Below are 25,843 nucleotides of genomic sequence, written 5' to 3'. Positions count from 1 at the left end.
GTGTCACTGTTCAACTGCCTCCGAGCCGGAACAGCGAACCGGCCGTGCGCGCGAGGACGCACACGTCCTGCCAGAGCGACCAGGTCTCGATATAGCGGTTGTCGAAGCGGGCACGGTCCTCGATCGAGGTGTCCCCGCGCAGACCGTGCACCTGGGCGAGCCCCGTGATGCCGACCGGCATCCGGTGCCGGGCCCGGTAGCCGGGGTGGATCCGGCTGAACTGCTGCACGAAGTAAGGGCGTTCGGGACGCGGCCCCACCAGGCTCATGTCGCCGCGCACCACGTTCCACAGTTGCGGCAGCTCGTCCAGCGAGGTCCGGCGCAGCGTCCTGCCGACGCGGCTCATACGCCCGTCGTCCGACACGTTCCACCGGGTGGCGGACTCGTGCGCGTCGGCCGGGCGCAGGGTGCGGAACTTCAGCAGGACGAACGGCCGTCCGTGCCGGCCGATGCGCTCCTGGTGGAAGATCACGCCCGGGCCGTCGCACACGCGTACGGCGAGTGCGCAGACGGCCATCACCGGGGCGGCCGCGACCAGGGCGACCATGGCGAGAACGGCGTCCATCGCACGCTTCACCCGGTGCGCGACCGGCCGACGGGGACCTCCGTGCAGCGGGTGGGCGGCGAAGCCCCACAGGTGGTCCGGCCGGTCCTGCCGGGACACCGAGGGACCGGCGAGGGGCGTTCCCTGATCGGTGATCAGCCATACCCGGCAGCCGTGCCGCACGAACAGCTCGACGAGCGCCGCCCCGTCGGGCGCCGACTCGGGCGGAACCGTGAAGACGGCGTGCCGCACGGAGTTCTGGATGACGGCCCGGGCGATGTCCTGCGCATCCGCGAGGACGGGCAGGACCGGCAGTGCCGCCGCCCCGGCCGGGGATTCGGGGCCGTCGTCCGCGGGGCCGCCGGAGCCCACCCGGCCGACCGGCCGGAGCCCGTACTCCGGGTGCTCCTGGAGCACGGCCGTGACCCGGTCGGCCGCCGGGCCCTCGCCCATCACAAGGGTGGACTGCGGATTCCGGGCGGCCGACCGGAGCCGGGTCCGGTGGACAGCGGCGCGCCCCGCGCAGCTCAGCAACGTCTGGGCGCCCGCCGCGAGGGCCAGCGCCGTCCAGCCCATGCCGTAGCGGGGGTCGTACGCGCCGAGCACCTCGGCGGTGGCGTACCACTGCACCAGCGCCAGGCCGCAGAGCGCGGGCAGTTCCGCCAGGACGGACGGGGACAGCCCGATCCGGTACAGGCCCCGGTAGGCGTTCAGGAGCAGCTGGGCGGCGGCCTGCAGGAGGAGGACGCCCGGTGGCCAGGGCACCGGGGCCACCAGGGCGAGGGCAAGGCCCAGCGCCAGCCCGTCCGCGGCCACGAGGCCGGTGACGGGTGCCCGTCCTCGGCGGCTCCCGGCGGCCCGCAGGGACCGCGTGCGACCGTCCCCGCCACGCGGGGGGCGGATCGCGGAAGCCGCACGGCGTACGGCTGTCGCCTGGGCGGATCGGGGGACCGGTGCACTCTCCGTCGTCATCGCTCGGTGCGCTTCCTCGTCGTGGGGCGGGACTGGCCGGCAAGTTCCCGGTAGAGGCGCAGGACCGCGTCCGCGGTCTTCGCCACGTCGAAGACCGACCGGGTGTGCCGCTCTGCCGTGCGGCCCAGCTCCGTCCGCAGCGCCGGATCGGCCAGCAGGGCGGTGAGCGCCGCAGCGAGGGCCGCGGGATCCTCGGGCGGCACGAGGCAGTGGGGTGCGTGGCCCGGCGGCAGGCTCTCCCTGGCGCCGTTGACGTCGGACAACAGGACGGGCCGGCCGCAGGCCATGGCCTCCAGCGGGGCCAGCGCCATGCCCTCCCAGCGCGAGGGGAGCACGAGCACGTCGGCCGCGTGGATCCACGGCCGTACGTCCCGGCTCGCCCCCGCGAACACCACCCCGGGAGGTGCGGTGCGCCGCAGTTCGTCCCCGTACGGCCCGTCGCCGACCAGGACGAGCCGCGCGTCCCCGAGGGGGGACCGGGCCCAGGCCCGCAGCAGGACGTCCTGGCCCTTCTGCCGGCTCAGCCGTCCTACGCACACGACCAGGGGTGCGTCGGCGGGGACACCCTCCAGCAGGGCCAGGCCGGCGCGGGCAGCCGCCTGACCACCGCCGGGCCGGAAGCGGCCGAGGTCGATGCCGTTGTGGATCACCGACCAGCGGGCGGCGATGCCCGCCCGCTGACCCGCCCGGCGTTCGGACTCGCTGACGCAGAGGATGCGGTCGCTCCACCGGGCCCCGAACCGCTCCCAGGCCATCGCCATCCCGGCCGCGCGGCCCTCCAGGGCATCGAACGACCAGGCGTGCGGCTGGAACACGGTCGGGACCCGGCCCCGGACCGCGAGCCGCCCCGCGAGCCCCGCCTTGGCACTGTGGGCGTGGATCACATCGGGAGCGCAGGCGCGGACCAGCCGGCCCACGGTGGCGATCTCACGTCCCAGCCGGGGGCCCGGAACACGCTCCGCGGGCCAGACGTGGACACGCGCCCCGGCGTCGGCCGCCTCCGACGCCAGCGACCCGCCGGGCGGACAGGCGACCACAGGCCGCAGCCCTGCCCGGACCTGCGCGGCGACGAGGTCCGTCACGACCCGTGCGACGCCCCCCTCCACCGGCTGGACCAAATGAAGGACCGTCAGGCGACTTTCCTCGGTGCAACTCTTCTGCAGCACGCACGGCTCTCTTCTCATATGCCCCCGGAGAGCCGGATCGGGTGAACACCGGCGGCCAGAATTCCGGAGGCAGAGATCAAGTGGGTAAAACCGAAGTGCACTTTGGCAGATAGTGCGTGCGAAAACACGTATGACTCGCGCATCTGTCCGCACGGATTACCTCCGGACGGGGATTGCGGGATGATTTCCGATGTGCTGCGGCGTGTCAGATGCCGGTCTCCGTATTTGTTCCGAACCGTGCCGCATGATGAAAAGGCCCGTACGCATTCGCCTGGTGCGAGCGCTCCGCAACTCGTCGCGGAAGCACGCACGACGAATCCGGCGGTCGGTAAAGCGCGGGTAATGGCCGCAGGGTCGGGTGCGCCCTTCGCGGCTTTCGGTTCCCGTCCCCGCCGACAGTCGCCTTCCCACCGTCGGCGGCGCCCCTGCCCGCGCCGTCGCTGCGCGGGCCTCCGCGTGAACCGGCCAATCATGGCGAAAGTGCCGGGTGTACGCCGGACTCCGGATGTACTGCTGGTCCGTCCGCCCGACCGGGGTGTGGCCGCGGGAACGGCATCAGGTACAACTCGTGATGATCGTCCGCCCGTCGGCGGCCCCCGTACAGCCGGGCCCACCGGCGAACACAGAGGAGAAGCGATGGTTCACGAACGGGCCGGTCAGCCGGCGCAGCCCGGAGATCTGGTCGACGTGGCACGGCTGGTGACTGCCTATTACACCGTCCGACCCGACCCGTCCCAGCCCGGCCAGCGCGTCGCCTTCGGCACCTCGGGGCACCGTGGCTCCGCCCTGTCGGCGGCCTTCAACGACGACCACATCGCCGCCACCACGCAGGCCATCTGCGAGTACCGGACCCGGCAGGGCACCGACGGGCCGCTGTTCCTCGGCGCCGACACCCACGCGCTGTCCGAACCCGCCCGGGTCACCGCGCTGGAGGTGCTCGCCGCCAACGGGGCCACCGTCCTGATCGACACCGACGACGGCTACACGCCCACCCCGGCCGTCTCGCACGCCATCCTGACGTACAACCGGGACCGCGCCACCGGACTCGCCGACGGCATCGTGGTCACGCCCTCGCACAATCCGCCCGCCGACGGCGGCTTCAAGTACAACCCGGCACACGGCGGTCCGGCCGGCTCGGACGCCACCTCCTGGATCCAGGACCGGGCCAACGCCCTGATCGAGGACGGGCTGAAGGGGGTACGGCGGATGCCCCACGACCGGGCGCTCGCCGCCGACACCACCGGCCGGTACGACTTCCTGACCGCCTATGTCGACGACCTCCCGGCCGTCCTCGACCTGGACGCCGTACGCGATGCGGGGATCCGGATCGGCGCCGACCCCCTCGGCGGCGCGTCGGTCGCCTACTGGGGCCGGATCGCCGAGCGCCACCGGCTCGACCTCACCGTGGTCAACCCGCTCGCCGACCCCACCTGGCGGTTCATGACGCTGGACTGGGACGGGAAGATCCGCATGGACTGCTCCTCGCCGTACGCCATGGCCTCCCTGATCGAACAGCGCGACGCGTACACCATCGCCACCGGCAACGACGCGGACGCCGACCGGCACGGCATCGTCACCCCCGACGGCGGGCTGATGAACCCCAACCACTACCTGGCCGTCGCCATCCGCTACCTCTACTCGCACCGCGAGGGCTGGCCGGCCGGTACCGGCATCGGGAAGACCCTGGTCTCCTCCTCCATGATCGACCGGGTCGCCGCGGACCTCGGCCGGCACCTGGTGGAGGTTCCGGTGGGATTCAAGTGGTTCGTCGACGGGCTCTTCGGCGGCACCCTCGGCTTCGGCGGCGAGGAGTCGGCCGGGGCGTCGTTCCTGCGCCGTGACGGCCGGGTGTGGACCACCGACAAGGACGGCATCCTGCTGGCGCTGCTGGCCTCGGAGATCACCGCCGTCACGGGTTCCACACCCTCCCAGCACTACGGCGAGCTCACCGCACGGTTCGGCGACCCCGCCTACGCCCGGGTCGACGCCCCCGCGACACGCGAGGAGAAGGCGGTACTGGCCCGGCTCTCCCCGGAACAGGTCACCGCGGACACGCTGGCCGGCGAGCCCATCACGGCGGTCCTCACGGAGGCACCCGGCAACGGCGCCGCGATCGGAGGCCTCAAGGTCTGCACCGACAGCGCCTGGTTCGCCGCCCGCCCCTCCGGCACCGAGGACGTCTACAAGGTGTACGCGGAGAGCTTCCAGGGCGCCGGACACCTGGCCAGGGTCCAGGACGAGGCCCGTGCCCTGGTCGCCGAGGCGCTGGGCGCCACGGCCTGAGCGGACCTCCGGGCGGACCCCGGCGCCAGGGGTCCGCCACCGGCCCGGACCTGACATGCCGTCACGCGTCGGGAACGGTGTGCTGGACCTGCCGGAGGAACGTGGCGTTGTCCGGGGTCCTGCGGACCCTGTCCAGCAGCGCTTCGAGCATCGAGTGGCTGTCCCGGGTCCGCAGCGCGCGCCGCAGCCCCCGTACGGCGGTCAGCTCCGCCGCCGACAGCAGGAGTTCCTCACGGCGGGTGCCCGAGGGCGTGATGTCGACGGCGGGGAAGACGCGCCTGTCGGCGAGTGTGCGGTCGAGGCGGAGTTCCATGTTGCCGGTGCTCTTGAGCTCCTCGAAGAAGTAGTCGTCGGCCCGGGAGCCGGTGTCCACCAGCGCGGTCGCCAGGATGGTCAGCGAACCGCCCTCCTCGGTGAGCCGGGCCGCGCCGAACAGCTTCTTGGGCCCGGTGAGAGCCGCGGCGTCGACACCCCCGCTCAGGGTGCGCCCGCCGGCCCCGGCAGCGTTGTTGTGGGCCCGGCACAGCCGCGTGAGGGAGTCGAGGAGGATCACGACGTCCCGGCCCTGCTCGACGAGCCGCTTGGCGCGTTCCACGGCGAGGTCCGCGAGCGCGATGTGCTCCTTCGCGGGCCGGTCGAACGTGGAGGCGTACACCTCGCCCCGGACGGAACGGCGCATGTCCGTGACCTCTTCCGGGCGTTCGTCCAAAAGCACCACCATCAGATGGCACTCGGGGTGGTTGACGGCGACGGCCGCGGCGAGCTGCTGCAGCAGCACGGTCTTCCCGGTCTTGGGCGGAGCGACGATCAGCCCGCGCTGCCCCTTGCCGACGGGGGACACCAGGTCGACGATGCGCGGGGCCGGTCCACCGTTCGGGGTCTCCAGGCGCAGGCGCTCCCGGGGGTGCAGCGGAGTGAGGTCGCGGAAGTGCGGACGGCCCCGGAGCTCCCGCACCGCACGGCCGTTCACGGAGTCGACATGGGACAGGGCGCGGGGGCGCTCGCAGGTGCCCTCCACGACATCGCCCTTGCGCAGGCCGTGCTGCCGGACCAGGGCGGGCGACACCTGGATGTCGCCGGGGGAGGGATGGCCGCCGTCGGTGCGCAGTACGCCGTGTCCGTTGTTCGTGGTGTCGAGGACGCCGGCGGTGCGGACGGGGCTGCCCTGCTGGGCGACGGGGCGTTCGAGTGTGCTGGTCATGGGTGGGTCCTTTCGCGGACATGGCGAATGAGAGGTCCGGCGAAGCGAAGGCGGCAGAGAACACGCCTCGTACGACGGGCTGGATGAGCCCGGACCGGACAGAGGAAGCTGGATCGCCGGTCATCGAAGGACGGGCGCCACAGCGGGAGAGAGAGGAAACAGCACCGGCGCCCGAAGAAGGGGGCGTACACATGTGCTGAACGGACCGTAGCACGCGAGAACGGATACGGGAAGGGGACCAGTCCTGCTACCGCGCCGCGGCCGACCCGGACCAGATCTGCTGGACCGTGCGGTAGTCCGTCACCACGATCCCCTCCTGCCGCACGATCTCGCGCGCCTCCGGCGACGTCAGGAAGGCGTGGTCCGTGCTGCGCACCCGCCATCCGCCGTCGATCGCGCGGGCTTCCGCGTCACCCAGCCCCGGGTGCACCGCCCACTCGCTCAGCCCGGGCGGGAGGGACCGCAGCAGCTCGGCGTAGCGTGCCGCCTTGCCGTCGAGGTCCAGCGAGAAACTGTCCAGGAAGTCATGGTCCGTGACCGGCCTGCCCAGCCGCAGCATCTTCTTCCTGGCCGGCGGGAGCCAGATCCGTACCGCCAGGCCGTACTCCCCGGCCAGGGCCACGGTCAGGTCGAGGATGTCCTCGCGCCCGCCGTCCGCCAGACAGTGCCAGTCGAGGTGGGTCGGCCGGAGGCCGGTTTCCATGACGGCGTCGATCTGCGCGCGGAACTCGCGCTCGACCTCCTCCGGGCGGGCCCGGCCTAGCAGTTCGGGGATGCCCGCAGGCGTGAAGAGCTCACCCGCGTCGTCCAGCAGCGAGGGAACCACGTCCCGCGCGCTCAGCGGCCCCCACCGGTGGTCCGTCGAGTCGCGGACCAGCGTGAGGTGGATCCCGAACGGGATCTGAGGCCGTTCACGGAGCAGACGCATGCCGTGCGACGCCCACGGGCACGGCACCATGAGGCTGCACGAGGCCGCGACACCGTCCTCGATCGACGCGATGACCGCCGAGTTGACCGCGTGGTACATCCCGAAATCATCGCAGTTGACGATGAGCACCCGGGTATCGGGCGCGAACCCCAGCAGCTCACCGGAGACGGTCGTGGGTGCGGGGTCGTCGGTCACCGCACCCACTATGCGTGAACGGCGCTCAGCCGTCCTCCGGATTCTTTCCGCCGACCGGTTCCGGCGCACCCGCCGCATCGCCCCGGAATGCCTTGAGGATCTGCTCCGCGGCCAGTGAAGCCGTCAACTCGCCCCCGCGTACCCGCTGTTCGAGACCTGGAGTGAGGGCGCGCACCGCCGCGTGACTGCGCAGGCTGTCCAGCAGCTCGTCGCGGACCATCGTCCACGTCCAGTCCACCTGCTGCTCCCGGCGCTTGGCCGTGAGCCGCCCGGTGGAGTCCAGCAGCGTACGGTGCTGCTCCAGCCGCTCCCAGAGCTCGTCCAGACCGGTCGACTCCCGGGCGCTGCAGGTGAGCACCGGAGGAGTCCACGCCGCGTCCACCGGATGCATCAGCCGCAGCGCACCCGCCAGTTCACGAGCGGCGGAACGCGCGTCGCGCTCGTGCGGGCCGTCCGCCTTGTTGACCGCGATGGCGTCGGCCAGCTCCAGGACGCCCTTCTTGATGCCCTGCAGCTGGTCGCCGGTACGCGCCAGGGTGAGCAGCAGGAACGTGTCGACCATGTTCGCGACCGCCGTCTCCGACTGCCCGACGCCGACCGTCTCCACCAGCACCACGTCGTAACCCGCCGCCTCCATCACGACCATGGACTCGCGGGTCGCCCTGGCCACCCCACCGAGCGTCCCGGCCGTGGGGGAGGGGCGGACGAACGCCCGGGCGTCCACGGCCAGCCGCTCCATCCGGGTCTTGTCGCCCAGGATGGAACCGCCCGTACGGCTGGACGACGGATCCACCGCCAGCACCGCGACCCGGTGCCCGAGCCCCGTCAGCAGGGTCCCGAGCGCGTCGATGAACGTGGACTTCCCCACGCCCGGCACCCCGCTGATCCCGATGCGTCTGGCCCGCCCCGAATGCGGCAGCAGCTCGCCCAGCAACCGCTGGGCCAGCACCCGGTGATCGGAACGGGTCGACTCGACGAGAGTGATCGCGCGGGCCACGAAGGCACGCTTCCCGTCGAGCACACCCTTGACGTACGCGTCGATGTCGATGTCTCGCGCCATCCTTCAGCGGCTCACAGCTCGTGGCCCAGCGCGGCACCGAGCCGCGTGACCAGGTCGTGCGCGGCGTCCGGGATCACGGTGCCGGGCGGGAAGACCGCCGCGGCCCCCGCCTCGTGCAGCGCCTCGACGTCCTGCGGGGGAATCACCCCACCCACCACGATCATGATGTCCTCCCGGCCCTCCGCCGCCAGCTCCGCGCGGAGTGCCGGTACGAGTGTGAGGTGCCCGGCGGCCAGCGACGAGACGCCGACGATGTGCACGTCCGCCTCTACGGCCTGGCGGGCGACCTCGGCCGGGGTCTGGAACAGGGGGCCGACGTCGACGTCGAAGCCCAGGTCGGCGAAGGCGGTGGCGATGACCTTCTGGCCGCGGTCGTGGCCGTCCTGGCCCATCTTGGCTACCAGGATGCGAGGCCGCCGCCCCTCCGCCTCCTCGAAGGTGTCGACCAGGGTGCGGGTGCGGTCCACGGAGGGGGACTCTCCTGCCTCTTTGCGGTAGACCCCGGAGATCGTACGGATCTGGCCCGCGTGCCTGCCGTACACCTTCTCCAGGGCGTCCGAGATCTCGCCGACCGTGGCCATCGCGCGGGCCGCGTCGACCGCCAGGGCCAGCAGATTGCCTTCGAGCCCGGGACCGGGGTCCCGCTCGGCCGCCGCCGTCAGCGCGCGCAGGGCGTCCTGGCAGACCGCCTCGTCGCGCTCCTCGCGCAGTCGGCGCAGCTTCTCGATCTGCTGGGTGCGTACCGAGGAGTTGTCGACCTTGAGGACGTCGATCTTCTCGTCGGTCTCCACCCGGTACTTGTTGACACCGATCACCGGCTGCCGCCCCGAGTCGATGCGGGCCTGGGTGCGGGCCGCGGCCTCCTCGATGCGGAGCTTCGGGATGCCCGCGTCGATGGCCTTCGACATGCCGCCCGCCTGCTCCACCTCCTGGATGTGCTGCCAGGCACGTCGCGCCAGGTCGTACGTCAGCTTCTCCACGTAGGCGCTGCCGCCCCATGGGTCGATGACACGCGTGGTGCCGGACTCCTGCTGGAGGAGCAGTTGGGTGTTGCGGGCGATGCGCGCGGAGAAGTCGGTGGGCAGGGCGAGCGCCTCGTCGAGGGCGTTGGTGTGCAGTGACTGGGTGTGGCCCTGGGTGGCGGCCATGGCCTCGACGCAGGTGCGGGTCACGTTGTTGAACACGTCCTGCGCGGTGAGCGACCAGCCGGATGTCTGCGAATGGGTGCGCAGGGAGAGGGACTTGTCGTTCTTCGGATCGAACTCCTTGACGAGCTTCGCCCAGAGGAGCCGGGCCGCCCGTAGTTTCGCGATCTCCATGAAAAAGTTCATGCCGATCGCCCAGAAGAACGAGAGCCGTGGTGCGAACGCGTCCACGTCCAGGCCCGCGGCCTGTCCGGCCCGCAGGTACTCCACACCGTCGGCGAGGGTGTAGGCGAGCTCCAGGTCGGCCGTCGCGCCGGCTTCCTGGATGTGGTAGCCGGAGATGGAGATGGAGTTGTAGCGCGGCATCTTCTGCGAGGTGAACGCGAAGATGTCGGAGATGATCCGCATGGAGGGGCCGGGCGGATAGATGTAGGTGTTGCGGACCATGAACTCCTTGAGGATGTCGTTCTGGATGGTCCCGGCCAGCTTCTCGGGCGCGACGCCCTGTTCCTCGGCGGCCACGATGTACAGGGCGAGTACGGGCAGCACGGCCCCGTTCATCGTCATGGACACCGACATCCGGTCCAGCGGGATGCCGTCGAAGAGCTGGCGCATGTCGTAGATCGAGTCGATCGCCACGCCCGCCATGCCCACATCGCCGGTCACCCGGGGGTGGTCGCTGTCGTAGCCGCGGTGGGTGGGCAGGTCGAAGGCGACGGACAGGCCCTTCTGCCCGGCGGCGAGGTTGCGCCGGTAGAAGGCGTTGGACTCCTCGGCGGTCGAGAAGCCCGCGTACTGCCGGATCGTCCACGGCTGGTTGACGTACATCGTGGGATACGGGCCGCGCAGGTACGGGGCGATGCCCGGGCGCGTGTCCAGGAAGTCCAGGCCCTCCAGGTCCTGCCCGGTGTACAGCGGCTTGACCTCGATACCCTCCGGCGTCTCCCAGAGCAGCTCGTCCTCCAACGCGCCGGACGACTCCTTCACCGCGGCACTCCACCGGTCGGCGGATCCGTCGGCCGCGGTCCCCGCGGACAGAGGGACGTCGGAGAAGTCCGGTACCGGGTTGCCCGCCACGGGGGACTCGGAGGCCTCTGAGGTCACATCGGTCTGCGAGGTCACAGGGGTCTGAGGGGTCTGCATCACGCCACTCCCATACGGTCGAGTGCGGAGGAGAGGAAGGCGACCACGTCGCAGCCGGCGAACACATAGGCGTCGACACCGCTGTACCCACCCGGCCGGCCCGCGAGGAGGACCTGCTCGGCGCCGGCGGACCGGAGCTCCTCGGCGACGGCCTCCGCCTGTTCGGCGTAGAACGCGTCCCCGGAGCACAGGCAGGCGATCGTCGCCCCGGTGGCGGCGAAGGCGCCGCCCGCGGTCGACACGTCCACGGAAGCCGGATCGTGGACGGGCTCGATCCCGCCCGCGCGGAAGAGATTCGCCGCGAAGGACGCCCGCCCCGTGTGCACCGCGGCGGGCCCCAGGGCCGCGAGGAACACCTTCGGGCGGCTGCCCGTGGTCGCCAGATGGCGGTCCGACCTGGCCCGCAGCGCCTCGAACGCCTCGTCGCGGCGCACCTTCGGCAGACCGCCCGAGGGCCCGGCGGGCGCGGACTCGCGCTCCACGGACCGCTCGTCCAGATTCGGGAACTCGCTGACCCCGGTCACCGGCTCCCTGCGCCGCGCCAGGTCCTTGCCGCGCGCGGCCCAGGTGGCCGCGAGCCGTTCCCCGACCATTCCGGAGCGCAGCGCGGCGGCCTGACCGCCCGCCCGCTCCACCTCCTGGAAGAAGGACCAGGCGGCGGCGGCCAGTTCATCGGTCAGCCGCTCCACGTACCAGGAGCCGCCCGCCGGGTCGATGACCCGGGCCAGATGCGACTCCTCCATCAGGATCGTCGACGTGTTGCGCGCGATCCGCCGGGCGAACGCGTCCGGCAGCCCCAGAGCGTGATCGAACGGCAGTACGGTGACGGAGTCGGCCCCGCCGACACCCGCACCCAGGCAGGCCAGCGTCGTCCGCAGCATGTTCACCCACGGATCGCGGCGGGTCATCATCACCGACGAGGTCACCGCGTGCTGGTGCTGCGCACCCGACGCCCTCGCCCCGCACACCTCGGCCACCCGGGCCCACAGACGCCGTGCGGCGCGCAGTTTGGCGATCGTCAGGAACTGGTCGGCCGTCGCCGCGTAGCGGAACTCCATCTGGTGGCACGCCTCTTCGGCGGAGAGTCCCGCCGCGGTCAGCGCCCGCAGATAGGCGACGCCCGTCGCCAGCGAGAGCCCCAGCTCCTGTGCGGCCGAACCGCCCGCCTCGTGGTACGGCAGCGCGTCCACGGTCAGGGCGCGCAGCCCCGGGTACTCGCGCCCGCACACCCGCGCCCAGTGGACGGCGGCCGTCAGGTCCGGCTCCGTGCCGGTACGGGCCGTCCGCCCGAGCGGGTCCGCCCCGAGGCTGCCGCGTACCGCGCCCTTCGCCACTCCGCGTGTCTCGTGGAGGGCCAGCAGGGCGCGCACCGCGGGTTCGAAGTCGTCGCCCGCGTCGAGGGCGACGGGTGCCAGATCGAGGTACACGCCGTCCAGCGCACGGGCGAGGCCCGAGGCGGGGACCCCGCCGGGCCCGCCCACGGCGAGCCAGAGCGAGGTGACGCCGTTCTCCAGATCGCCGAGCAGCGCCTCGTTCAGGCGTACGGGATCCGTCAGGGCGTGGTGTTGTCGTACGTCCCAGCCGGCCACGGTGTTCCCCACGGCCCTGTTGCCCCGGACGAAGGGGGCGAAGCCGGGGAATCCGGGGTCGGCTGAGGTGTCGTCGGAGGTGTAGAGGGGCCGGGCGGTGAGCCCGTCCCCGAGCGCGGTGGACAGCGCTTCCTCGGCGGCCGTGCCCGTGACGTCCTTGCCCGACTTGCGCAGTACACCTTCGACAAGGCTCTGCCACTGGTCGTGGGAGGGGTCAGGGAAATCGGCGGCCAGAGAGAGCCCGTCAGCAGGCAGGACCGTCATGCTCAGATGCTAGGGCAGCACTTTTGGAGGCAGCAGTAGAACCTGCTGTGACCTTGCACTCTCCGGAACGCACGCGATCCTGTGAGTAAGGGGGTGAAGTTCGCTTGGTCATAGTTCTTCACAGTGCGTCACTTAATGACCGAAGTTATGCTTTTGGCGACCCAGCACCGTGAGGGAAAGGACGCGCCATGGCCGTGGGACCCGTGGAGTACCTCGTCGTCACTTTTCCCGGCGGCCGGTTCGCCGACGTGATCGCACCCGTCCTGGCCGACGCGGTCGCGTCGCAGGCGGTGCGCATTCTGGCCCTCACCTTCGCGCGGAAGGGCGAGGGCGGCGCCCTGGAGCGTGTGGAGCAGCGGGTGCTCGACCCCGCGGGGCTTGTGTCGTTCCAGCCGCCGGAGGGCGAGACGGCCGGACTCCCGGACATCATGGACGTCGACGCGCTCGGACGCATGCCGGAGGGCGGTTCCGCGGCGCTGATCGTCTGGGAGGACCTCTGGTCGGTGCCGCTCGCCCGGGCGGCCCGCACGGCGGGCGGGGAGCTCGTGGCGCACGCTCGTGTCCCGGCAGACGGTGGGGACGACATCATTACGCTCCTGGAGCGGCTCGCCGAGCTGAGGGCGCAGGATGTCCTGACCGACGCCGAGTTCGCGGCGCAGAAGGCCAGGATCCTCACCGACTGACACCCGGGCCGATACCACCGTCGGCACCCGGCGTTTTCCTTTGTCGATTTTCATGCTCCGTGCGACGTTGATCCTGACCTGTGCAGTTCGTCGGGAAAGAGGCAGTTCATCGTGCAGACCGCCCGGGCCGTCCCGGCCGCCACCGTCGTCAACCTGCGCGATCTGGGCGGTATCGCCCTGGGGCGCGACCGCCGCCTGCGACAGGGAATCCTTCTGCGCTCGGGCCAGCTGAGCGAATTCGACCCGGAGCACGACATGGCGGTGGCCGCACTCGGCATCCGCACCGTCGTCGACCTCCGCACCGCGGACGAACGCAAGTGGGCGCCCGACCGGCTGCCCCCGGGCGCCAGACTGTTCGTCGCCGACGTCCTCGGCGACGACCCGGGCGTCGCCCCGGCCCGGCTCAGGGCGCTGCTCTGCGACCCGGACGGAGCAGCGGCCGTACTCGGCGGCGGCAGGGCGGAGGAACTGTTCGCCCAGACCTACCGGAAGATGGTTCTGTCGCCGGGCGCGGCGGCCGCGTACCGGGCCTTCGTGGAGACGGCCGCGGACCCGCGGGCGCGACCGCTGCTCTTCCACTGCGCCACCGGCAAGGACCGCACGGGCTGGGCCGCCGCGCTCCTCCTGCTCGTCGCGGGCGCGCCCCGTGACGTCGTACGGGCGGAGTTCCTGGCGGTGAACCGCGCGGTCAGGGCCGCATTCGGACCCCTGGTGCGGCGCTTCCTCGACGAGGGCGGCGACCCGGCCATCGCGACCGCGGTCATCGATGCCCGGCCCCGCTATCTGGAGGCCGCCCTCGACGCCATGGACGAGCGCTGGGGCGGGCTCGACGGCTATCTGCGCGACGGGCTGCGGCTGCCTCCGGCGGTGGTGGAGCGGTTGCGCGCCGACCTGACCGTACCGGTCTGACATACGGTGCGGCCCGGTGCGACGTCCTCGAAGGACAACGCACCGGGCCGCCGTTCCGGGGTCCCGCTCAGATCCGCAGGAGCTGTTCGCCGACGTCACGGTACTGCTGCAGGGCAACCCGCAGTTCCTCCGTCCGGGCCTCGGCGTCCCCCGTCCGCCAGCTGGAACGCAGGACATGCCTGCGGTCCTCCAGCGCCTCGGTCAGCTCGGCCACGATCCGGTCGAAGGTGCTCTCGGCCTCCTCGACCGCGTGGCGCGGACTCTCGACGAAGTCGGAGACGGCCTGGCGCATACGCCGGGTCAGCTCGTCCTGCTCCTCGGCCGGCAGCAGCGGCAGACCCGCCGAGGTGACCTCGGGGCGTGCGGCCGGCCGGTCGGCGGACGCGGGCGGCGCACCCGCATCGCCGGGACCCCGGTTCCTCGCCTGGTGCCCGTCGGGGCCGGGTGCCGCGAGCTGTGTCCCGTCGGTCCCGTGCGACAGGTCGTGCGGCTGGTCCGGGATCGGGCGAGGTGCCTCGGTGTGCCGCCTCTCCGTCGCGGTCCGGGGTGCCTCGATGGGAGAGCTCCCGGTGTGTTCGGTGCGGTGCGTCATGCCGTGGTCCTTCCGTCGGTCCGCTGCCGGTCCGGGCGGACCGGCTCGTCGGGCGCGTGCCCGAGCAGTACGTCGAAGAGGTCGCGGGACTCGATCAGCGCCTTGCGCATCTCCTCCGTGCCGCCCCGGCCGCGTACTGCCGTGTGCACCTTGCGGTACCCGTCGACCTGCTCCGCGTGGTGCACGGAGAGGGCGGCGGTCTGCTCCTCGAAGCCGGTGCCGTCCGGGAAGCCCCGGTCGCGGGCCAGCCGTGCCAGCAGGGCGTCGGCCTCGGCGAGCGCCTCGGCGGGTGAGTCGATGAACTGCTCCTGCACGGCGGCCCAGCGGCCGGCGTAGGCCTCGCGCGCCTCCTGGGAAAGAGGCCGCTCCCGCAGATGGCCGTGCAGCTTCACGCGCTCGGCGAGCTCCTGCTCGGCGGCCTTCCTGTCGCCGTCATGGCGGGCGACGGTGCGGTCGTACTCGGGTCCGAAGCGGCGCCGCAGCCCGTGGCCGCCACCCGTGCGGGCACGGACGAGGAAGTAGCCGAGCCCTGCCACCAGGACGACGGCGACGATGATGATCACCACGGTCGTCATGACAGGCGCTCCTTCCGGTTCGTGGTCGGTGCGTCGAGCTGTCCCACTCTCGTCATCCCCTTCCGGACGGGCCCGGCCGATGTGCCGGGCGGTGCGCACGCTGACGTGTACCCACCTGACGGAGTTCATGCGGACGGGCCCGCCCGGTACCGTGGAAGCGCCGGACCGGGCCCGGACCCGGAGTCCCGCCGGACGCGTTCCGAGAGGGGCACACGGTGACCGAGCGCAAGCCCGCGGGCGTCAGCTTCGAATCGTGGGTGGACAAACAGATCCGCGAGGCCGAACAGCGCGGCGATTTCTCCGCGTTGCCGGGCTTCGGCAAACCACTCGCCGGCCTCGAACGGCCCTACGACGAGACGTGGTGGATCAAGGCCAGGATGCGGCGGGAGGGGCTCTCGGTGCTCCCGCCGTCGCTGACGCTCCGCAAGGAGGCGGAGGACGCCGGAAAAGCAGCCGCCGCGGCGAGGACGGAGGCCGAGGTCCGGCGCATCCTGGCCGAGGTCAACGAGAAGATCCGGAAGGCGCTCGTCATGCCACCCGAGGGCCCGCCGTTGAACCTCAGGCCCTTCGACGTCGAGGCGGCCGTGGGGGAGTGGCGGGAGCGGCGCGGCCGGGGCTGAACCGGATCCCGCAGGCCGGATCCCCGGGGGCCCGCGGCCCCGTGCACGGGGCCCGTACAGGTGCGTGATACTCGCTGTATGAGCGTTACGTACCGGCGTGGCAGGTCCGCCGCCCCCGCAGGGGTCCGCATCCGGCGGGCCGTCGCGCGGGACGCCAGGCGGCTCACCCGTCTGGTCACCACCTCACGCGCCTACGAGGGTCCCTACGCGCCGATGGTCGCCGGGTACCGGGTCGGCCCGGACTACATCGAGACGCACCGGGTCTTCGTCGCCGTGGGCGAGGAGGGCCGTGTGCTCGGTTTCTACGCACTGGTCGTCTCCCCGCCCGAACTCGACCTGATGTTCGTCGGCGACGACGCCCAGGGGCTGGGGATCGGGCGCCTCCTCGTCGCTCACCTGCGGGACGAGGCGCGCCGCGCGGGGCTGAGCGAGGTGCGCGTCGTCGCGCATCCCCCGGCCGAAGGCTTCTACCTCGGTGTGGGTGCGGAGCGCACCGGTACGGTGGCGGCCCGCCCGCCCGCGGTGATGTGGGACCGGCCCGAACTGACCCTCCCGGTCGCGAGCCCCTGACGGGAGTGACCCCCGCCGGAATAGCGGCAGGGGTCACTCCGGCGCCTTGTCGGCAGCCTCCGCTACGACCAGCCGCCGTACGGGCGGGTGATGAGCTCCATCCCGTGACCGTTCGGGTCGGGGAAGTAGATCCCCCGTCCACCGTCGTTGTGGTTGATCTCGCCGGGGAGCTTCCGGTGCGGATCGGCGTAGTACGCGATCCCCTGCGCCGTGATCCGCTCGAACGCCGTATCGAACTCCGCCTCGGAAATGAGGAACGCGTAGTGCTGCGCGGTGATCGATTCGGCGGGAATGACCGCGAAGTCCAGCGTCACGCCGTTCGCGAGGACGAGCGGAATGAAGGGGCCCCATTCCCGTCCGGCTTCCAGGCCCAGGATGTGCGCCAGGAACTCGGCGGACTCACGGTTGTCCCGGCAGTGAATGATGGTGTGGTTCAACTCGACTGACACTGTGGAATGCCTCCAGCGGGCATCTCACGGGCTACCTCCACGCCTCACCCGGCCGGTGACCGACGCGCGATGCCGTGAGGAGGATCCTAGGCGAGCGCTCACGGTGCGTCGAGGGTCCGGCCCGCGATCGCCCGGTGCCGGTGGTCCCACGGCCACGCCCGCACCGGCCTGGCCTGGTCAATTCCGAGGTGGGTGGGTGCCACCACGGGCGGAACGGGCGGGTGCTTCGCCCGCCCGGCGCGGCCGTACCGCCCGAAAAGGTCCCGGACCGCGATTTTCCGGACGCGGCCCTCATGCGCTTTCCCGCCGGAAGGATTCGTGGAGCCGGTACGGGGCACCAGAACCATCCACTCGACGTGGTGGAGGCAGTGATGGGACACATATCGGCGGGCGGGCCCGACAACGGCCGGGAACGCGACGCGAAAGCGGCCAGAAGTGGTCGTGAGGAGACCAAGGAGGAGCGGGCGGACCGGCAGTGGACGGAACTGCTCCAGGAGCTGCGGGTCGCCCAGACCGGCGTGCAGATCCTGTTCGGCTTCCTGCTCGCGGTGGTCTTCCAGCCACGGTTCGCCGAGCTCTCCACCACCGACCGGAACATCTACGTCGTCACCGTCATGCTGGGGTCGGCCACGGCCGCCGCCTTGATCGGGCCGGTGTCGTACCACCGGCTGCTCACCGGCCGGCGGATGAAGCCGCAGACCGTGACCTGGGCCTCGCACCTGACGAAGCTCGGACTCGGTCTGCTCTTCTGCACGATGTGCTCCGTCCTGCTGCTCATAATGCGGGTGGCGCTCCACAACGCCCTGGCGCTGTGGCTGGTGGGCGCGATGGCGCTGTGGTTCATGGCCTGCTGGTTCCTCTTCCCGCTGTGGGCCATCGCCAGGGGGCCGAAGCGGGGCAACGGCAGCCGGTCACCGGGCGACGGGGACTCCGGTCAGGCCGGATGACCCGTTCAGTCGTCGCCGTCCGCGGGGCTGCGTACGTCCGTCACGGTGAAGAGCCCGCCGTCCGGGTCGCGCAGCGTCGCCTCGCTGCCGGGGGGCACGGCGCGCCGCTCCATGACCGTGCCCCCGTGCTCCTCCGCGAGGCGGACGGTCGCCGCCACGTCGTCGACCGGGAACTGCACCTGCCAGTGCGGGCGCACCATCGGATCGGGCGCGGCCTCGACGGCCCCGGAGCTGATCCGGGCCAGCGGCCTGCCGTCGCACCGCACGAGCACCTCTTCCTTGACGTACGAGACCTCGCAACAGCCGGGCGCCCCGCTCTCCCAGCCGAGGACCTCGCCGTAGAAGATCGCGGCGTCGAAGGCGTTCCTGGTGCGCAGCCTGAGCCAGGCGTGCGCCCGGTGCCCGGACGGTGCCAGGGAGGCCGCGCGCCCCGTCCACTCCCAGACGCCGAACGACGCGCCTTCCCGGTCGGCGGCCAGCACGGCTCGCCCCTTGCCGATGGCCAGCGGGCCCACTGCCACCGTGCCGCTGCGCTCACGGATGCGGGCCGAGGCCTCGTCGGCGTCCCGGACCGCGAAGTACGGCATCCAGGCCACGGCCACCTGGTAGGCGGAGGCGACCGCACCGATGCCCGCCACGGGCACACCGCCCGAGCGGGCCATGGCGTAGTCCTCGCCCAGTGGTCCGGTGCGGAACGTCCAGCCGAGGACGGCGCCGTAGAAGCGCTGTGCGGCCCCCAGCTCCTGGGTCACCAGGTGGACCCAGCACGGCGCGGTGGCGCCGGTCAGCGGCGCCGGTTCGCTTGCGGTCATGGTGGCACTGCCTTATCGGTTCTGCGGCATGACTTCTTCGGTGCCGCGGGGCCAGCCCCAGCCTCACGGGCACCGGCCGGTCCCGCAACACACGGCCTCCCCGTCGGCGGAGCGACGGGGAGGCCGTGGCAGGCTGCGCCCCGCGGACCGGGGCGAAATCACCTCAGTCCCGCGGGCGGTCGGTCTCGGGCGGGATCACCTCGTTGCCACGGTCGCCGAGCTCGTACGGTGACAGGCCCCGGCCGTCCTCGGGGAAGCGGTCCGAGCCGTGCACGTCCTTCTGCCGGATCTCCGTCCGATGATCCGGGCGGTGCGGCTGCTCCTCGGGGCGCGGGGGTGGCAGCTCCCGGTCCCGGCGCCGCATGCCCCACCAGAACGAGCCGATCAGCAGGACCACCACGGCTAGTCCTGCGATGCCGATAACGACCCCGATGGTGCCGGGCCCGGCGAGGGTGACGGCGAGAGAATCCCTGGCTCCGTTTGTTACGTCCATGCATGGCGCATACCCCGGAGGGCCGTTAACAGACAGTTGAGGGAAGTAATTCATATTTTGTGACGGTGTCCCGGCGAAAGAGTTTCACGCGGCTCGAACCGGCTACACGATCATGACACGGCAGGCCGGCCCGTTCGGCACCTGCCCCCGCGGGGCGAGCCCGCTCGTGTCGCCGTCGCGAGGCCGCGGGGTGAGCCTGGAATGAATCCCTGGACCACCGGAGGGACGTCCGGAGTACCCGATTCGCTCGGCCGCCACCCGCTTCACCCGAACGAGTGCACTGTCCGACCCGTTCGTGACGACCCGCACCGGCAGCGGTATGGCCCTCCACGAAGTCGAAAGGAATCACTGTGAACAGCACGGACACACAGACACAGGAACACCGGGAGAGCGGCGACGTCGTGGTCGCGGTGACCGGCTGCCCGAAGGAGGACGCGCGGACCGTCTTCGACGTGCTGCGCCGGGCCTTCGTCTCCGACCGCCCGGCGAGCGACACACCGCAGGACGCGTCGACGACGCGCCCGACCGTGTGGACGGCGACCGTCGACGTGTCCGAGACGCTGGCCGATGCCCGGCCCACACGGCTGTCCGCACCCGTGACGGTCGAGGCGCAAGGCGGCTACTGGGCGGTCGACCGCCTCCGTCAGCACCTGGCGGACACCTTCGCCGTCCAGGTCGTGGGAACGGCCGCAGGAGACCAGGAACAGGAGATCCGGCTGCGACTGGAAAGCCGCGGCCCCGCCTGATGCCCGCACCATCCGAGACCGGAAGGCACCAGCTCCATGGACCCGATCCCCGGGAATGACGACGCGGACACCGGACAGGGCCCGCCTCCGGGCACCCGCTCGGCCCTCACCCTCCACATCAACGGCACCGCACGAACGCTGACGCTCGACCACCGCACCACCGTGCTGGACGCGCTGCGCGAACACCTCGGGCTCACCGGTGCGAAGAAGGGCTGCGACCACGGCCAGTGCGGTGCCTGCACCGTGCTCGTCGACGGCCGGCGCGCCAACAGCTGCCTGCTGCTCGCCGTCGCCCAGGAGGGTGCCCGCATCACCACGGTCGAAGGGCTGGCCGACGGCGACCGGCTGCACCCCCTGCAGGCGGCCTTCCTGGAGAGGGACGCCCTGCAGTGCGGCTACTGCACGCCCGGGCAGCTCTGTTCGGCGGTCGGCATGCTCGGCGAGGTGGCGGACGGATTCCCCTCCCACGTCACCCCGCCCACCGCGACCGCCCCCGACGGGCCGGCCGCCCTCGGGGCGGAGGAGATCCGCGAACGGATGAGCGGCAACCTCTGCCGGTGCGGCGCGTACCCCCACATCGTCCGGGCGATCGAGGACGTGGCGCCGTGAAACCCTTCGCCTACCTGCGCCCCGGCTCCGTGGCCGAGGCCGTCCGCGCCTGTGCCGAGCACCCCGGGGCCCGGTTCCTCGGCGGTGGCACCAACCTCGTCGACCTGATGAAGCTCGGGGTGGAGTCGCCCGGTCTGCTCGTCGACGTCAGCCGGCTCCCGCTCGACCGGGTGACACGGACGGACGACGGGGGGCTCCGGATCGGCGCGACCGTACGCAACAGCGACCTCGCCGCCCATCCCGGCGTACGGACCGACTATCCCGCCCTCTCGCAGGCGCTGCTCGCCGGTGCCTCCGGCCAGCTCCGCAACACCGCCACCACCGGCGGGAACCTGCTCCAGCGCACCCGGTGCCCGTACTTCCAGGACATCTCCAAGCCCTGCAACAAACGCCTGCCCGGCTCCGGCTGCCCGGCCCGGGAGGGCGCCCACCGCGATCTCGCGGTGCTCGGCCACTCGCAGGACTGCGTCGCCACCAACCCCTCGGACATGGCGGTCGCCCTGTCGGCCCTCGACGCCACGGTCCTGCTGCACGGGCCCGAGGGCGAACGGACGGTGCCCGTCACCGGATTCCACCGGCTGCCGGGCGGCAACCCCGACCAGGACACCGTGATCAGGCCGGGTGAGCTGATCACCGAAGTGGTGCTGCCGCCGCGTCAGGACGGTGCCGTCTCCCTGTACCGCAAGGCCCGCGACCGCGCCTCGTACGCCTTCGCACTGGCCTCCGTCGCCGCTGTGATGACCGTCCGCGACGGCCGTGTCGAACAGGTGTCCCTCGCCTTCGGGGGGCTCGCCCACCAACCGTGGCGCGCCCGGGCGGCGGAGGCCGTGCTGCGGGACGCACCCGCGACCGACGAGACCTTCGCCCGGGCGGTGGACACCGAACTCGAAGCCGCCAGGCCCTTGCGGGACAACGGATTCAAGGTGGCCCTGGCCCGCAACCTGGCGATCGGGGCCCTGACACGCCTCACCGCCCGGACAGCACCGCCCCGCTGAGCCGCCCTGCCCGCACTTCGACGAACCGAGGACTGCCGCCATGAGCCACGCACCCCAGCCGCCCGGCGCCCCCGTCGTCCGCAGGGAGGGCCGGGACAAGGTCACCGGCACGGCCCGGTACGCCGCGGAGCACACCCCGCCCGGCTGCCTGTACGGCTGGATCGTCCCCGCCACCGTCCCGAGCGGGCACGTCACCGCGACCCGCACCGCCGACGCCCTCGCCCTGCCGGGCGTGCACACCGTCCTGACCCCGGACAACGCGCCGCGCCTGAAGGAACCCGACGACCTGATCCTCTCCGTCCTCCAGGACGACCGGGTTCCGCACCGGGGCTGGCCCGTCGCCCTCGTCCTGGGCGAGACCCTGGAAGCCGCCAGGGCCGGTGCGGCGGCCGTCCGGGTCGAGTACAGGACAACCGGCCACGACGTGATCCTCACCGGGGACCACCCCGGCCTCTACACGCCCGAGCAGGCCAACGGCGGCCACCCGGCGGTCCGCGAACGCGGCGACGCCGACGCCGCGTTCGCCGCCTCACCGGCACGGATCGACGTCACGTACACCCTGGGAGGCCTGCACAACCACCCCATGGAACCGCATGCCTCCACCGCTCGGTGGGCCGACGGACACCTGACCGTCCACGACTCCAGCCAGGGCTCCACCACGGTGCGCGACAGCCTCGCCCGGGCACTGGGGATCGAACGGGACCGCATCACCGTCATCTCCGAGCACGTGGGCGGCGGCTTCGGTTCCAAGGGCACCCCGCGCCCCCAGGCCGTGCTGGCCGCGATGGCCGCGGGTCACACCGGGCGCCCGGTCCAGCTCGCGCTGCCCCGCCGGTACATGGCGGCGATCGTCGGCCACCGCGCGCCCACGGTGCAGCGGGTGCGACTGGGCGCCGACCGCGACGGCGTACTCGCCTCCGTCTCCCACGAGATCGTCACGCACACCTCGAAGGTCAAGGAGTTCGTCGAGCAGGCCGCCGTACCGGCCCGCGTCATGTACGCCTCGCCCCACAGCCGCACCGTGCACCGCGTGACCGCCCTCGACGTGCCCAGCCCTTCCTGGATGCGCGCACCGGGCGAGGCGTCGGGAATGTACGCCCTGGAATCCGCCATGGACGAGCTGGCCTGCGCCCTGGGGATCGACCCGGTCGAACTGCGCCTGCGCAACGAACCGGTGGCCGAACCCGACAGCGGACGCCCGTTCAGCAGCCGCAACCTCGCGGCCTGCCTGACCGAAGGCGCCCGGCGGTTCGGCTGGTACGACCGGGACCCGGACCCAGGGGTCCGCCGGGAGGGACCGTGGCTGCTCGGTACCGGGGTCGCCTCGGCGACGTACCCCGTACTCGTCTCGAAGTCCGCCGCCTCCGCGCACGCAGCGCCGGACGGCTCGTTCCGCATCGGGGTGAACGCCACCGACATCGGCACCGGCGCCCGCACCGTCCTGGCCCAGATCGCGGCCTCGGCACTGAGCACCTCGCCGGAGAACGTCCACATCGACATCGGCGACAGCGACCTGCCCGCGGCCCCCGTGGCCGGCGGCTCCTCCGGCACGGCGTCCTGGGGATCGGCGGTGCACAAGGCGGCCACCGCCCTGGTGGCCAGGCTCGGCGGCCGTACCGGGCCGGTCCCGCCGGAGGGCGTCACCGTCACGGCGGACACGGAACAGGAGACGGCGGAGGAGTCCCCCTACGCGCGGCACGCTTTCGGTGCCCACTTCGCCGAGGTGGCGGTCGACTCCCTCACCGGCGAGGTGCGGGTGCGTCGGCTGCTCGGGGTGTTCGCCGCCGGCCACATCCTCAACTCCCGCACGGCACGCTCCCAGTTCGTCGGAGGCATGGTGATGGGACTCGGCATGGCCCTCACCGAGGGCAGCACCATGGACCCGGTCTTCGGGGACTTCACCGAGAGCGACCTGGCCTCCTACCACGTGCCGACGTGCGCCGACGTACCCGACATCCAGGCGCACTGGATCGACGAGGACGACCCCCACCTCAACCCGATGGGCAGCAAGGGCATCGGTGAGATCGGCATCGTCGGTACGGCGGCCGCCATCGGGAACGCCGTGCGGCACGCCACCGGCGTGCGGCTGCGCGCCCTCCCGCTCACCCCGGACAGACTGCTGCCCCACCTGGTGTGACCCAGGGTGTGCGGCCCCCTCGGTTGCGCAACCGGCCCCCTCGGGTCACTCTGATGAGTGACCCAGATGTGACAGCCGCTCACGCTTCGCGTTCGGGGGTCGTTGGTTCAAACGGGGTGAAGCACGTGGGCCTCGCGGTGAGGAGCCTCGACGATGACCGTTCCACTCGACCGGCACTATCTGGTCGAACTACAGGTGTCGGCAGAGCGCATTTCCCAGCTGCGGCGCATAGTCGCCGCGCACCTTCGGCACTGGAGTCTCGATCTGCACGTCCGGCCGGTCTGCCGGGCGGCGGAGGAGCTCCTGACCAATGTCCAGCGGCACGTCGGCGCCGACAACAAGTGCGTCGTCGAACTCCGCTGGACCGGCCGGCACCTGACGGTGTCCGTGGCCGACAACGATTCCCGGATGCCCCGGCTGCTCAGCGGCGGTGGCGGCGGTCTCAGCCGCGTCATGGCGCTCAGCGACAGCTGGGGCACCTGCCGGACCACCGACGGCAAGGTCGTCTGGTTCACGCGCTACGCGGAGACGCCCTGCACCACCGGACTGCTGCCGCGTACGCCCCTCCCCGGAGGCCGTACGTTCCTCGGCGGGCCCGTTCCCGCCCTCGTGTGACGAGCGGTCCGGCGCCAGGCCGGTGCGGACGGCGTGCCCCGCGCACGCATGATCCGCGCCGGCCGGGTACGTGGGGCAGGGGGCCGCGTCGCGCGGCAGGGCGTGGCGTGTAACGGTCGATCAACCGATGCAAGGAGGCCATGTCATGCCCATCGCGACGGTGAATCCCGCGAACGGCGAGACGCTCAGGACATTCGAGGCACTGGACGCGCGGGAGACCGAGCGCAGGCTCGCCGCCGCCCACCGGGCGTTCCACAGCTACCGCACGACGGACTTCGCCGAGCGGGCCCGGCTGCTGAACCGGGCCGCGGACCTCCTCGACGAGGACCGGCAGGAGATCGCGCGCACCATGACCACCGAAATGGGCAAGCCCGTCACGGCGGCCCGCGCGGAGGCCGCGAAGTGCGCGAAGGCGATGCGCTGGTACGCGGCCGAAGCGGAGCGCCTGCTCGCCGACGAGCACCCCGCGGACGCCGACGTCAAGGACTCCGGGGCGTCCCGGGCCTACGTCCACCACCGCCCGCTGGGCGTCGTCCTGGCGGTGATGCCGTGGAACTTCCCGCTCTGGCAGGTCATGCGATTCGCCGCGCCCGCACTCATGGCGGGCAACACCGGACTGCTCAAGCACGCCTCGAACGTGCCGCAGACCGCCCTGTACATCGAGGACTTGTTCACCAGGGCGGGATTCCCCGACGGCTGCTTCCAGACGCTGCTCGTCGGTTCGGGCGCGGTCGAGGCGATCCTGCGCGACCCCCGGGTCGCCGCGGCGACGCTCACCGGCAGCGAACCGGCAGGCCGGGCGGTCGCCTCCGTGGCGGGTGACGAGGTGAAGAAGACCGTGCTGGAGCTGGGCGGCAGCGACCCGTTCGTCGTCCTGCCGTCGGCGGACGTCGCCAAGGCCGCGGAGACCGCGGTGACCGCCCGGGTGCAGAACAACGGACAGTCCTGCATCGCCGCGAAGCGCTTCATCGTGCACGCGGACGTGTACGACGCGTTCGCCGAGCGGTTCACCGCGGGGATGCGCGCCCTGACCGTCGGCGACCCGCTGGAGGACGCCACCGACGTGGGGCCGCTCGCCAGCGAACAGGGCCGCGCCGATCTGGAGGAGCTCGTCGACGACGCCGTACGCCAGGGCGCCACCGCGCTGTGCGGGGGAGGCAGGCCCGAGGGGCTGGGCGGCGGCCTGGACCGGGGCTGGTTCTACACGCCGACCGTCCTCGCCGGGATCACCCCCGGTATGCGCATCCACCGCGAGGAGACCTTCGGCCCGGTCGCGACGCTGTACCGGGTGGCGGATCTCGACGAGGCGCTGGACCTCGCCAACGACACCCCCTTCGGGCTCAGCTCCAACGTCTGGACGCGCGACCGGGCGGAGACGGCACGGTGCGTGCGCGACCTGGAGGCGGGCGGTGTCTTCTTCAACGGCATGACCGCCTCGCACCCCGCACTGCCCTTCGGCGGGGTGAAGCGCTCCGGCTACGGGCGTGAGCTCGCCGGACACGGCATCCGGGAGTTCTGCAACGCCACCACCGTCTGGTACGGCCCCGAGTAGGACACCCCGTCTCACGGACGTACCGCGGCCGGCCCGCACGGAGCGGGCC

Annotated in this window: 24 protein-coding genes; 12 read left to right on the top strand and 12 right to left on the bottom strand. The window is 72.1% G+C overall.

The features are described from left to right. Nucleotides 1–10: 10 nt before the first annotated feature. Complete coding sequence (locus tag ACFWVP_RS03815) at nt 11–1,516, bottom strand: exopolysaccharide biosynthesis polyprenyl glycosylphosphotransferase (RefSeq protein WP_384493333.1); 1,506 nt, start codon at nt 1,514–1,516, stop codon at nt 11–13. Further along, nucleotides 1,513–2,682: a glycosyltransferase gene (locus ACFWVP_RS03810; RefSeq protein WP_384493332.1), complete on the bottom strand. Its 1,170-nt coding sequence runs from the start codon at nt 2,680–2,682 to the stop codon at nt 1,513–1,515. Before ACFWVP_RS03810 ends, ACFWVP_RS03815 begins: the two co-directional genes overlap by 4 nt. Nucleotides 2,683–3,318: 636 nt before the next feature. Between ACFWVP_RS03810 and pgm the strand changes: the two genes are divergently transcribed. Continuing rightward, on the top strand, nt 3,319–4,965 hold the full coding sequence (gene pgm, locus ACFWVP_RS03805) for a phosphoglucomutase (alpha-D-glucose-1,6-bisphosphate-dependent) (protein WP_384493331.1): 1,647 nt from the start codon (nt 3,319–3,321) through the stop codon (nt 4,963–4,965). Nucleotides 4,966–5,026: 61 nt separating this feature from the next. On the opposite strand, the gene rho is transcribed toward pgm, so the two are convergent. The 5 genes from rho to mutA all read right to left on the bottom strand — a co-directional run bounded on the left by rho (nt 5,027) and on the right by mutA (nt 12,490). Beyond that, nucleotides 5,027–6,166, bottom strand: a complete 1,140-nt coding sequence (gene rho, locus ACFWVP_RS03800; RefSeq protein ID WP_384493330.1) for a transcription termination factor Rho — start codon at nt 6,164–6,166, stop codon at nt 5,027–5,029. A gap of 247 nt (nt 6,167–6,413) precedes the next feature. Continuing rightward, nucleotides 6,414–7,289 carry a polysaccharide deacetylase family protein gene (locus tag ACFWVP_RS03795; protein ID WP_384493329.1) on the bottom strand — a complete coding sequence of 292 codons (876 nt, stop codon included), beginning with the start codon at nt 7,287–7,289 and terminating at the stop codon, nt 6,414–6,416. Between the two features lie 25 nt (nt 7,290–7,314). Beyond that, entirely contained in the window at nt 7,315–8,349 is a 1,035-nt protein-coding gene (gene meaB, locus ACFWVP_RS03790) for a methylmalonyl Co-A mutase-associated GTPase MeaB (protein WP_384493328.1), read from the bottom strand. Between the two features lie 11 nt (nt 8,350–8,360). Then, nucleotides 8,361–10,637 (bottom strand): methylmalonyl-CoA mutase, encoded by a 2,277-nt coding sequence (gene scpA, locus ACFWVP_RS03785; protein WP_384493327.1) that lies wholly within the window; start codon nt 10,635–10,637, stop codon nt 8,361–8,363. Beyond that, entirely contained in the window at nt 10,637–12,490 is a 1,854-nt protein-coding gene (gene mutA / locus ACFWVP_RS03780) for a methylmalonyl-CoA mutase small subunit (RefSeq protein ID WP_384493326.1), read from the bottom strand. Before mutA ends, scpA begins: the two co-directional genes overlap by 1 nt. A 188-nt stretch (nt 12,491–12,678) precedes the next feature. Between mutA and ACFWVP_RS03775 the strand changes: the two genes are divergently transcribed. Then, nucleotides 12,679–13,173, top strand: coding sequence for a DUF6325 family protein (locus tag ACFWVP_RS03775; RefSeq protein ID WP_384493325.1), 495 nt, complete (start codon nt 12,679–12,681; stop codon nt 13,171–13,173). A 111-nt stretch (nt 13,174–13,284) separates the two neighbouring features. Beyond that, nucleotides 13,285–14,082, top strand: a complete 798-nt coding sequence (locus ACFWVP_RS03770; RefSeq protein ID WP_384493324.1) for a tyrosine-protein phosphatase — start codon at nt 13,285–13,287, stop codon at nt 14,080–14,082. Nucleotides 14,083–14,149: 67 nt separating this feature from the next. Here the strand turns inward: ACFWVP_RS03770 and ACFWVP_RS03765 are convergent, their stop codons facing one another. Together ACFWVP_RS03765 and ACFWVP_RS03760 are read right to left on the bottom strand one after the other, a co-directional pair. Beyond that, nucleotides 14,150–14,674: a hypothetical protein gene (locus ACFWVP_RS03765; RefSeq protein ID WP_384493323.1), complete on the bottom strand. Its 525-nt coding sequence runs from the start codon at nt 14,672–14,674 to the stop codon at nt 14,150–14,152. Continuing rightward, entirely contained in the window at nt 14,671–15,249 is a 579-nt protein-coding gene (locus ACFWVP_RS03760; protein ID WP_384493322.1) for a hypothetical protein, read from the bottom strand. Before ACFWVP_RS03760 ends, ACFWVP_RS03765 begins: the two co-directional genes overlap by 4 nt. Before the next feature lie 215 nt (nt 15,250–15,464). Here ACFWVP_RS03760 and ACFWVP_RS03755 point away from each other — a divergent pair, with 215 nt between their 5' ends. Together ACFWVP_RS03755 and ACFWVP_RS03750 are read left to right on the top strand one after the other, a co-directional pair. Beyond that, complete coding sequence (locus tag ACFWVP_RS03755) at nt 15,465–15,869, top strand: DUF1992 domain-containing protein (RefSeq protein WP_384493321.1); 405 nt, start codon at nt 15,465–15,467, stop codon at nt 15,867–15,869. Nucleotides 15,870–15,947: 78 nt separating this feature from the next. Then, nucleotides 15,948–16,439, top strand: coding sequence for a GNAT family N-acetyltransferase (locus ACFWVP_RS03750; RefSeq protein WP_384493320.1), 492 nt, complete (start codon nt 15,948–15,950; stop codon nt 16,437–16,439). Between the two features lie 62 nt (nt 16,440–16,501). On the opposite strand, the gene ACFWVP_RS03745 is transcribed toward ACFWVP_RS03750, so the two are convergent. Next, nucleotides 16,502–16,888, bottom strand: coding sequence for a VOC family protein (locus ACFWVP_RS03745; RefSeq protein ID WP_384493319.1), 387 nt, complete (start codon nt 16,886–16,888; stop codon nt 16,502–16,504). A 371-nt stretch (nt 16,889–17,259) separates the two neighbouring features. Here ACFWVP_RS03745 and ACFWVP_RS03740 point away from each other — a divergent pair, with 371 nt between their 5' ends. Further along, nucleotides 17,260–17,835, top strand: coding sequence for a DUF6328 family protein (locus ACFWVP_RS03740; RefSeq protein ID WP_384493318.1), 576 nt, complete (start codon nt 17,260–17,262; stop codon nt 17,833–17,835). A gap of 5 nt (nt 17,836–17,840) precedes the next feature. Here the strand turns inward: ACFWVP_RS03740 and ACFWVP_RS03735 are convergent, their stop codons facing one another. Then, nucleotides 17,841–18,647 carry a VOC family protein gene (locus ACFWVP_RS03735; RefSeq protein ID WP_384493317.1) on the bottom strand — a complete coding sequence of 269 codons (807 nt, stop codon included), beginning with the start codon at nt 18,645–18,647 and terminating at the stop codon, nt 17,841–17,843. A gap of 163 nt (nt 18,648–18,810) precedes the next feature. Continuing rightward, nucleotides 18,811–19,140: a DUF6479 family protein gene (locus tag ACFWVP_RS03730; RefSeq protein WP_384493316.1), complete on the bottom strand. Its 330-nt coding sequence runs from the start codon at nt 19,138–19,140 to the stop codon at nt 18,811–18,813. Between the two features lie 350 nt (nt 19,141–19,490). On the opposite strand from ACFWVP_RS03730, the gene ACFWVP_RS03725 reads away from it, so the two are divergent. From ACFWVP_RS03725 to ACFWVP_RS03700, 6 genes are all read left to right on the top strand, one after another. After that, entirely contained in the window at nt 19,491–19,886 is a 396-nt protein-coding gene (locus tag ACFWVP_RS03725) for a hypothetical protein (RefSeq protein WP_384493315.1), read from the top strand. A 36-nt stretch (nt 19,887–19,922) separates the two neighbouring features. Then, entirely contained in the window at nt 19,923–20,495 is a 573-nt protein-coding gene (locus tag ACFWVP_RS03720; protein WP_384493314.1) for a 2Fe-2S iron-sulfur cluster-binding protein, read from the top strand. Next, nucleotides 20,492–21,490 (top strand): FAD binding domain-containing protein, encoded by a 999-nt coding sequence (locus tag ACFWVP_RS03715; RefSeq protein WP_384493313.1) that lies wholly within the window; start codon nt 20,492–20,494, stop codon nt 21,488–21,490. The genes ACFWVP_RS03720 and ACFWVP_RS03715 overlap by 4 nt, the downstream gene beginning before the upstream one ends. Nucleotides 21,491–21,530: 40 nt before the next feature. Then, the gene (locus ACFWVP_RS03710; RefSeq protein ID WP_384493312.1) at nt 21,531–23,627 is read left to right on the top strand and encodes a xanthine dehydrogenase family protein molybdopterin-binding subunit; all 2,097 of its coding nucleotides are present in this window, start codon (nt 21,531–21,533) and stop codon (nt 23,625–23,627) included. A gap of 153 nt (nt 23,628–23,780) precedes the next feature. Then, nucleotides 23,781–24,242, top strand: coding sequence for an ATP-binding protein (locus tag ACFWVP_RS03705; protein WP_384493311.1), 462 nt, complete (start codon nt 23,781–23,783; stop codon nt 24,240–24,242). A gap of 145 nt (nt 24,243–24,387) precedes the next feature. Beyond that, nucleotides 24,388–25,794, top strand: coding sequence for an NADP-dependent succinic semialdehyde dehydrogenase (locus ACFWVP_RS03700; RefSeq protein WP_384493310.1), 1,407 nt, complete (start codon nt 24,388–24,390; stop codon nt 25,792–25,794). Nucleotides 25,795–25,843: the final 49 nt, after the last annotated feature.

It is taken from the genome of Streptomyces sp. NPDC058637, assembly GCF_042717325.1.
Lineage (GTDB): Bacteria > Actinomycetota > Actinomycetes > Streptomycetales > Streptomycetaceae > Streptomyces.
Note: the sequence above shows the minus strand (reverse complement) of the source record. Positions and strands in the feature narration are given on the sequence as shown.

Excerpts from the sequence above, each read along its gene's own strand:
- ACFWVP_RS03815 (WP_384493333.1), bottom strand. The coding sequence starts at position 1,516 with ATGACGACGGAGAGTGCACCGGTCCCCCGATCCGCCCAGGCGACAGCC.
- pgm (WP_384493331.1), top strand. The coding sequence starts at position 3,319 with ATGGTTCACGAACGGGCCGGTCAGCCGGCGCAGCCCGGAGATCTGGTC.
- rho (WP_384493330.1), bottom strand. The coding sequence starts at position 6,166 with ATGACCAGCACACTCGAACGCCCCGTCGCCCAGCAGGGCAGCCCCGTC.
- meaB (WP_384493328.1), bottom strand. The coding sequence starts at position 8,349 with ATGGCGCGAGACATCGACATCGACGCGTACGTCAAGGGTGTGCTCGAC.
- scpA (WP_384493327.1), bottom strand. The coding sequence starts at position 10,637 with ATGCAGACCCCTCAGACCCCTGTGACCTCGCAGACCGATGTGACCTCA.
- mutA (WP_384493326.1), bottom strand. The coding sequence starts at position 12,490 with ATGACGGTCCTGCCTGCTGACGGGCTCTCTCTGGCCGCCGATTTCCCT.
- ACFWVP_RS03775 (WP_384493325.1), top strand. The coding sequence starts at position 12,679 with ATGGCCGTGGGACCCGTGGAGTACCTCGTCGTCACTTTTCCCGGCGGC.
- ACFWVP_RS03765 (WP_384493323.1), bottom strand. The coding sequence starts at position 14,674 with ATGACGCACCGCACCGAACACACCGGGAGCTCTCCCATCGAGGCACCC.
- ACFWVP_RS03760 (WP_384493322.1), bottom strand. The coding sequence starts at position 15,249 with ATGACGACCGTGGTGATCATCATCGTCGCCGTCGTCCTGGTGGCAGGG.
- ACFWVP_RS03750 (WP_384493320.1), top strand. The coding sequence starts at position 15,948 with ATGAGCGTTACGTACCGGCGTGGCAGGTCCGCCGCCCCCGCAGGGGTC.
- ACFWVP_RS03740 (WP_384493318.1), top strand. The coding sequence starts at position 17,260 with ATGGGACACATATCGGCGGGCGGGCCCGACAACGGCCGGGAACGCGAC.
- ACFWVP_RS03735 (WP_384493317.1), bottom strand. The coding sequence starts at position 18,647 with ATGACCGCAAGCGAACCGGCGCCGCTGACCGGCGCCACCGCGCCGTGC.
- ACFWVP_RS03730 (WP_384493316.1), bottom strand. The coding sequence starts at position 19,140 with ATGGACGTAACAAACGGAGCCAGGGATTCTCTCGCCGTCACCCTCGCC.
- ACFWVP_RS03720 (WP_384493314.1), top strand. The coding sequence starts at position 19,923 with ATGGACCCGATCCCCGGGAATGACGACGCGGACACCGGACAGGGCCCG.
- ACFWVP_RS03710 (WP_384493312.1), top strand. The coding sequence starts at position 21,531 with ATGAGCCACGCACCCCAGCCGCCCGGCGCCCCCGTCGTCCGCAGGGAG.
- ACFWVP_RS03705 (WP_384493311.1), top strand. The coding sequence starts at position 23,781 with ATGACCGTTCCACTCGACCGGCACTATCTGGTCGAACTACAGGTGTCG.
- ACFWVP_RS03700 (WP_384493310.1), top strand. The coding sequence starts at position 24,388 with ATGCCCATCGCGACGGTGAATCCCGCGAACGGCGAGACGCTCAGGACA.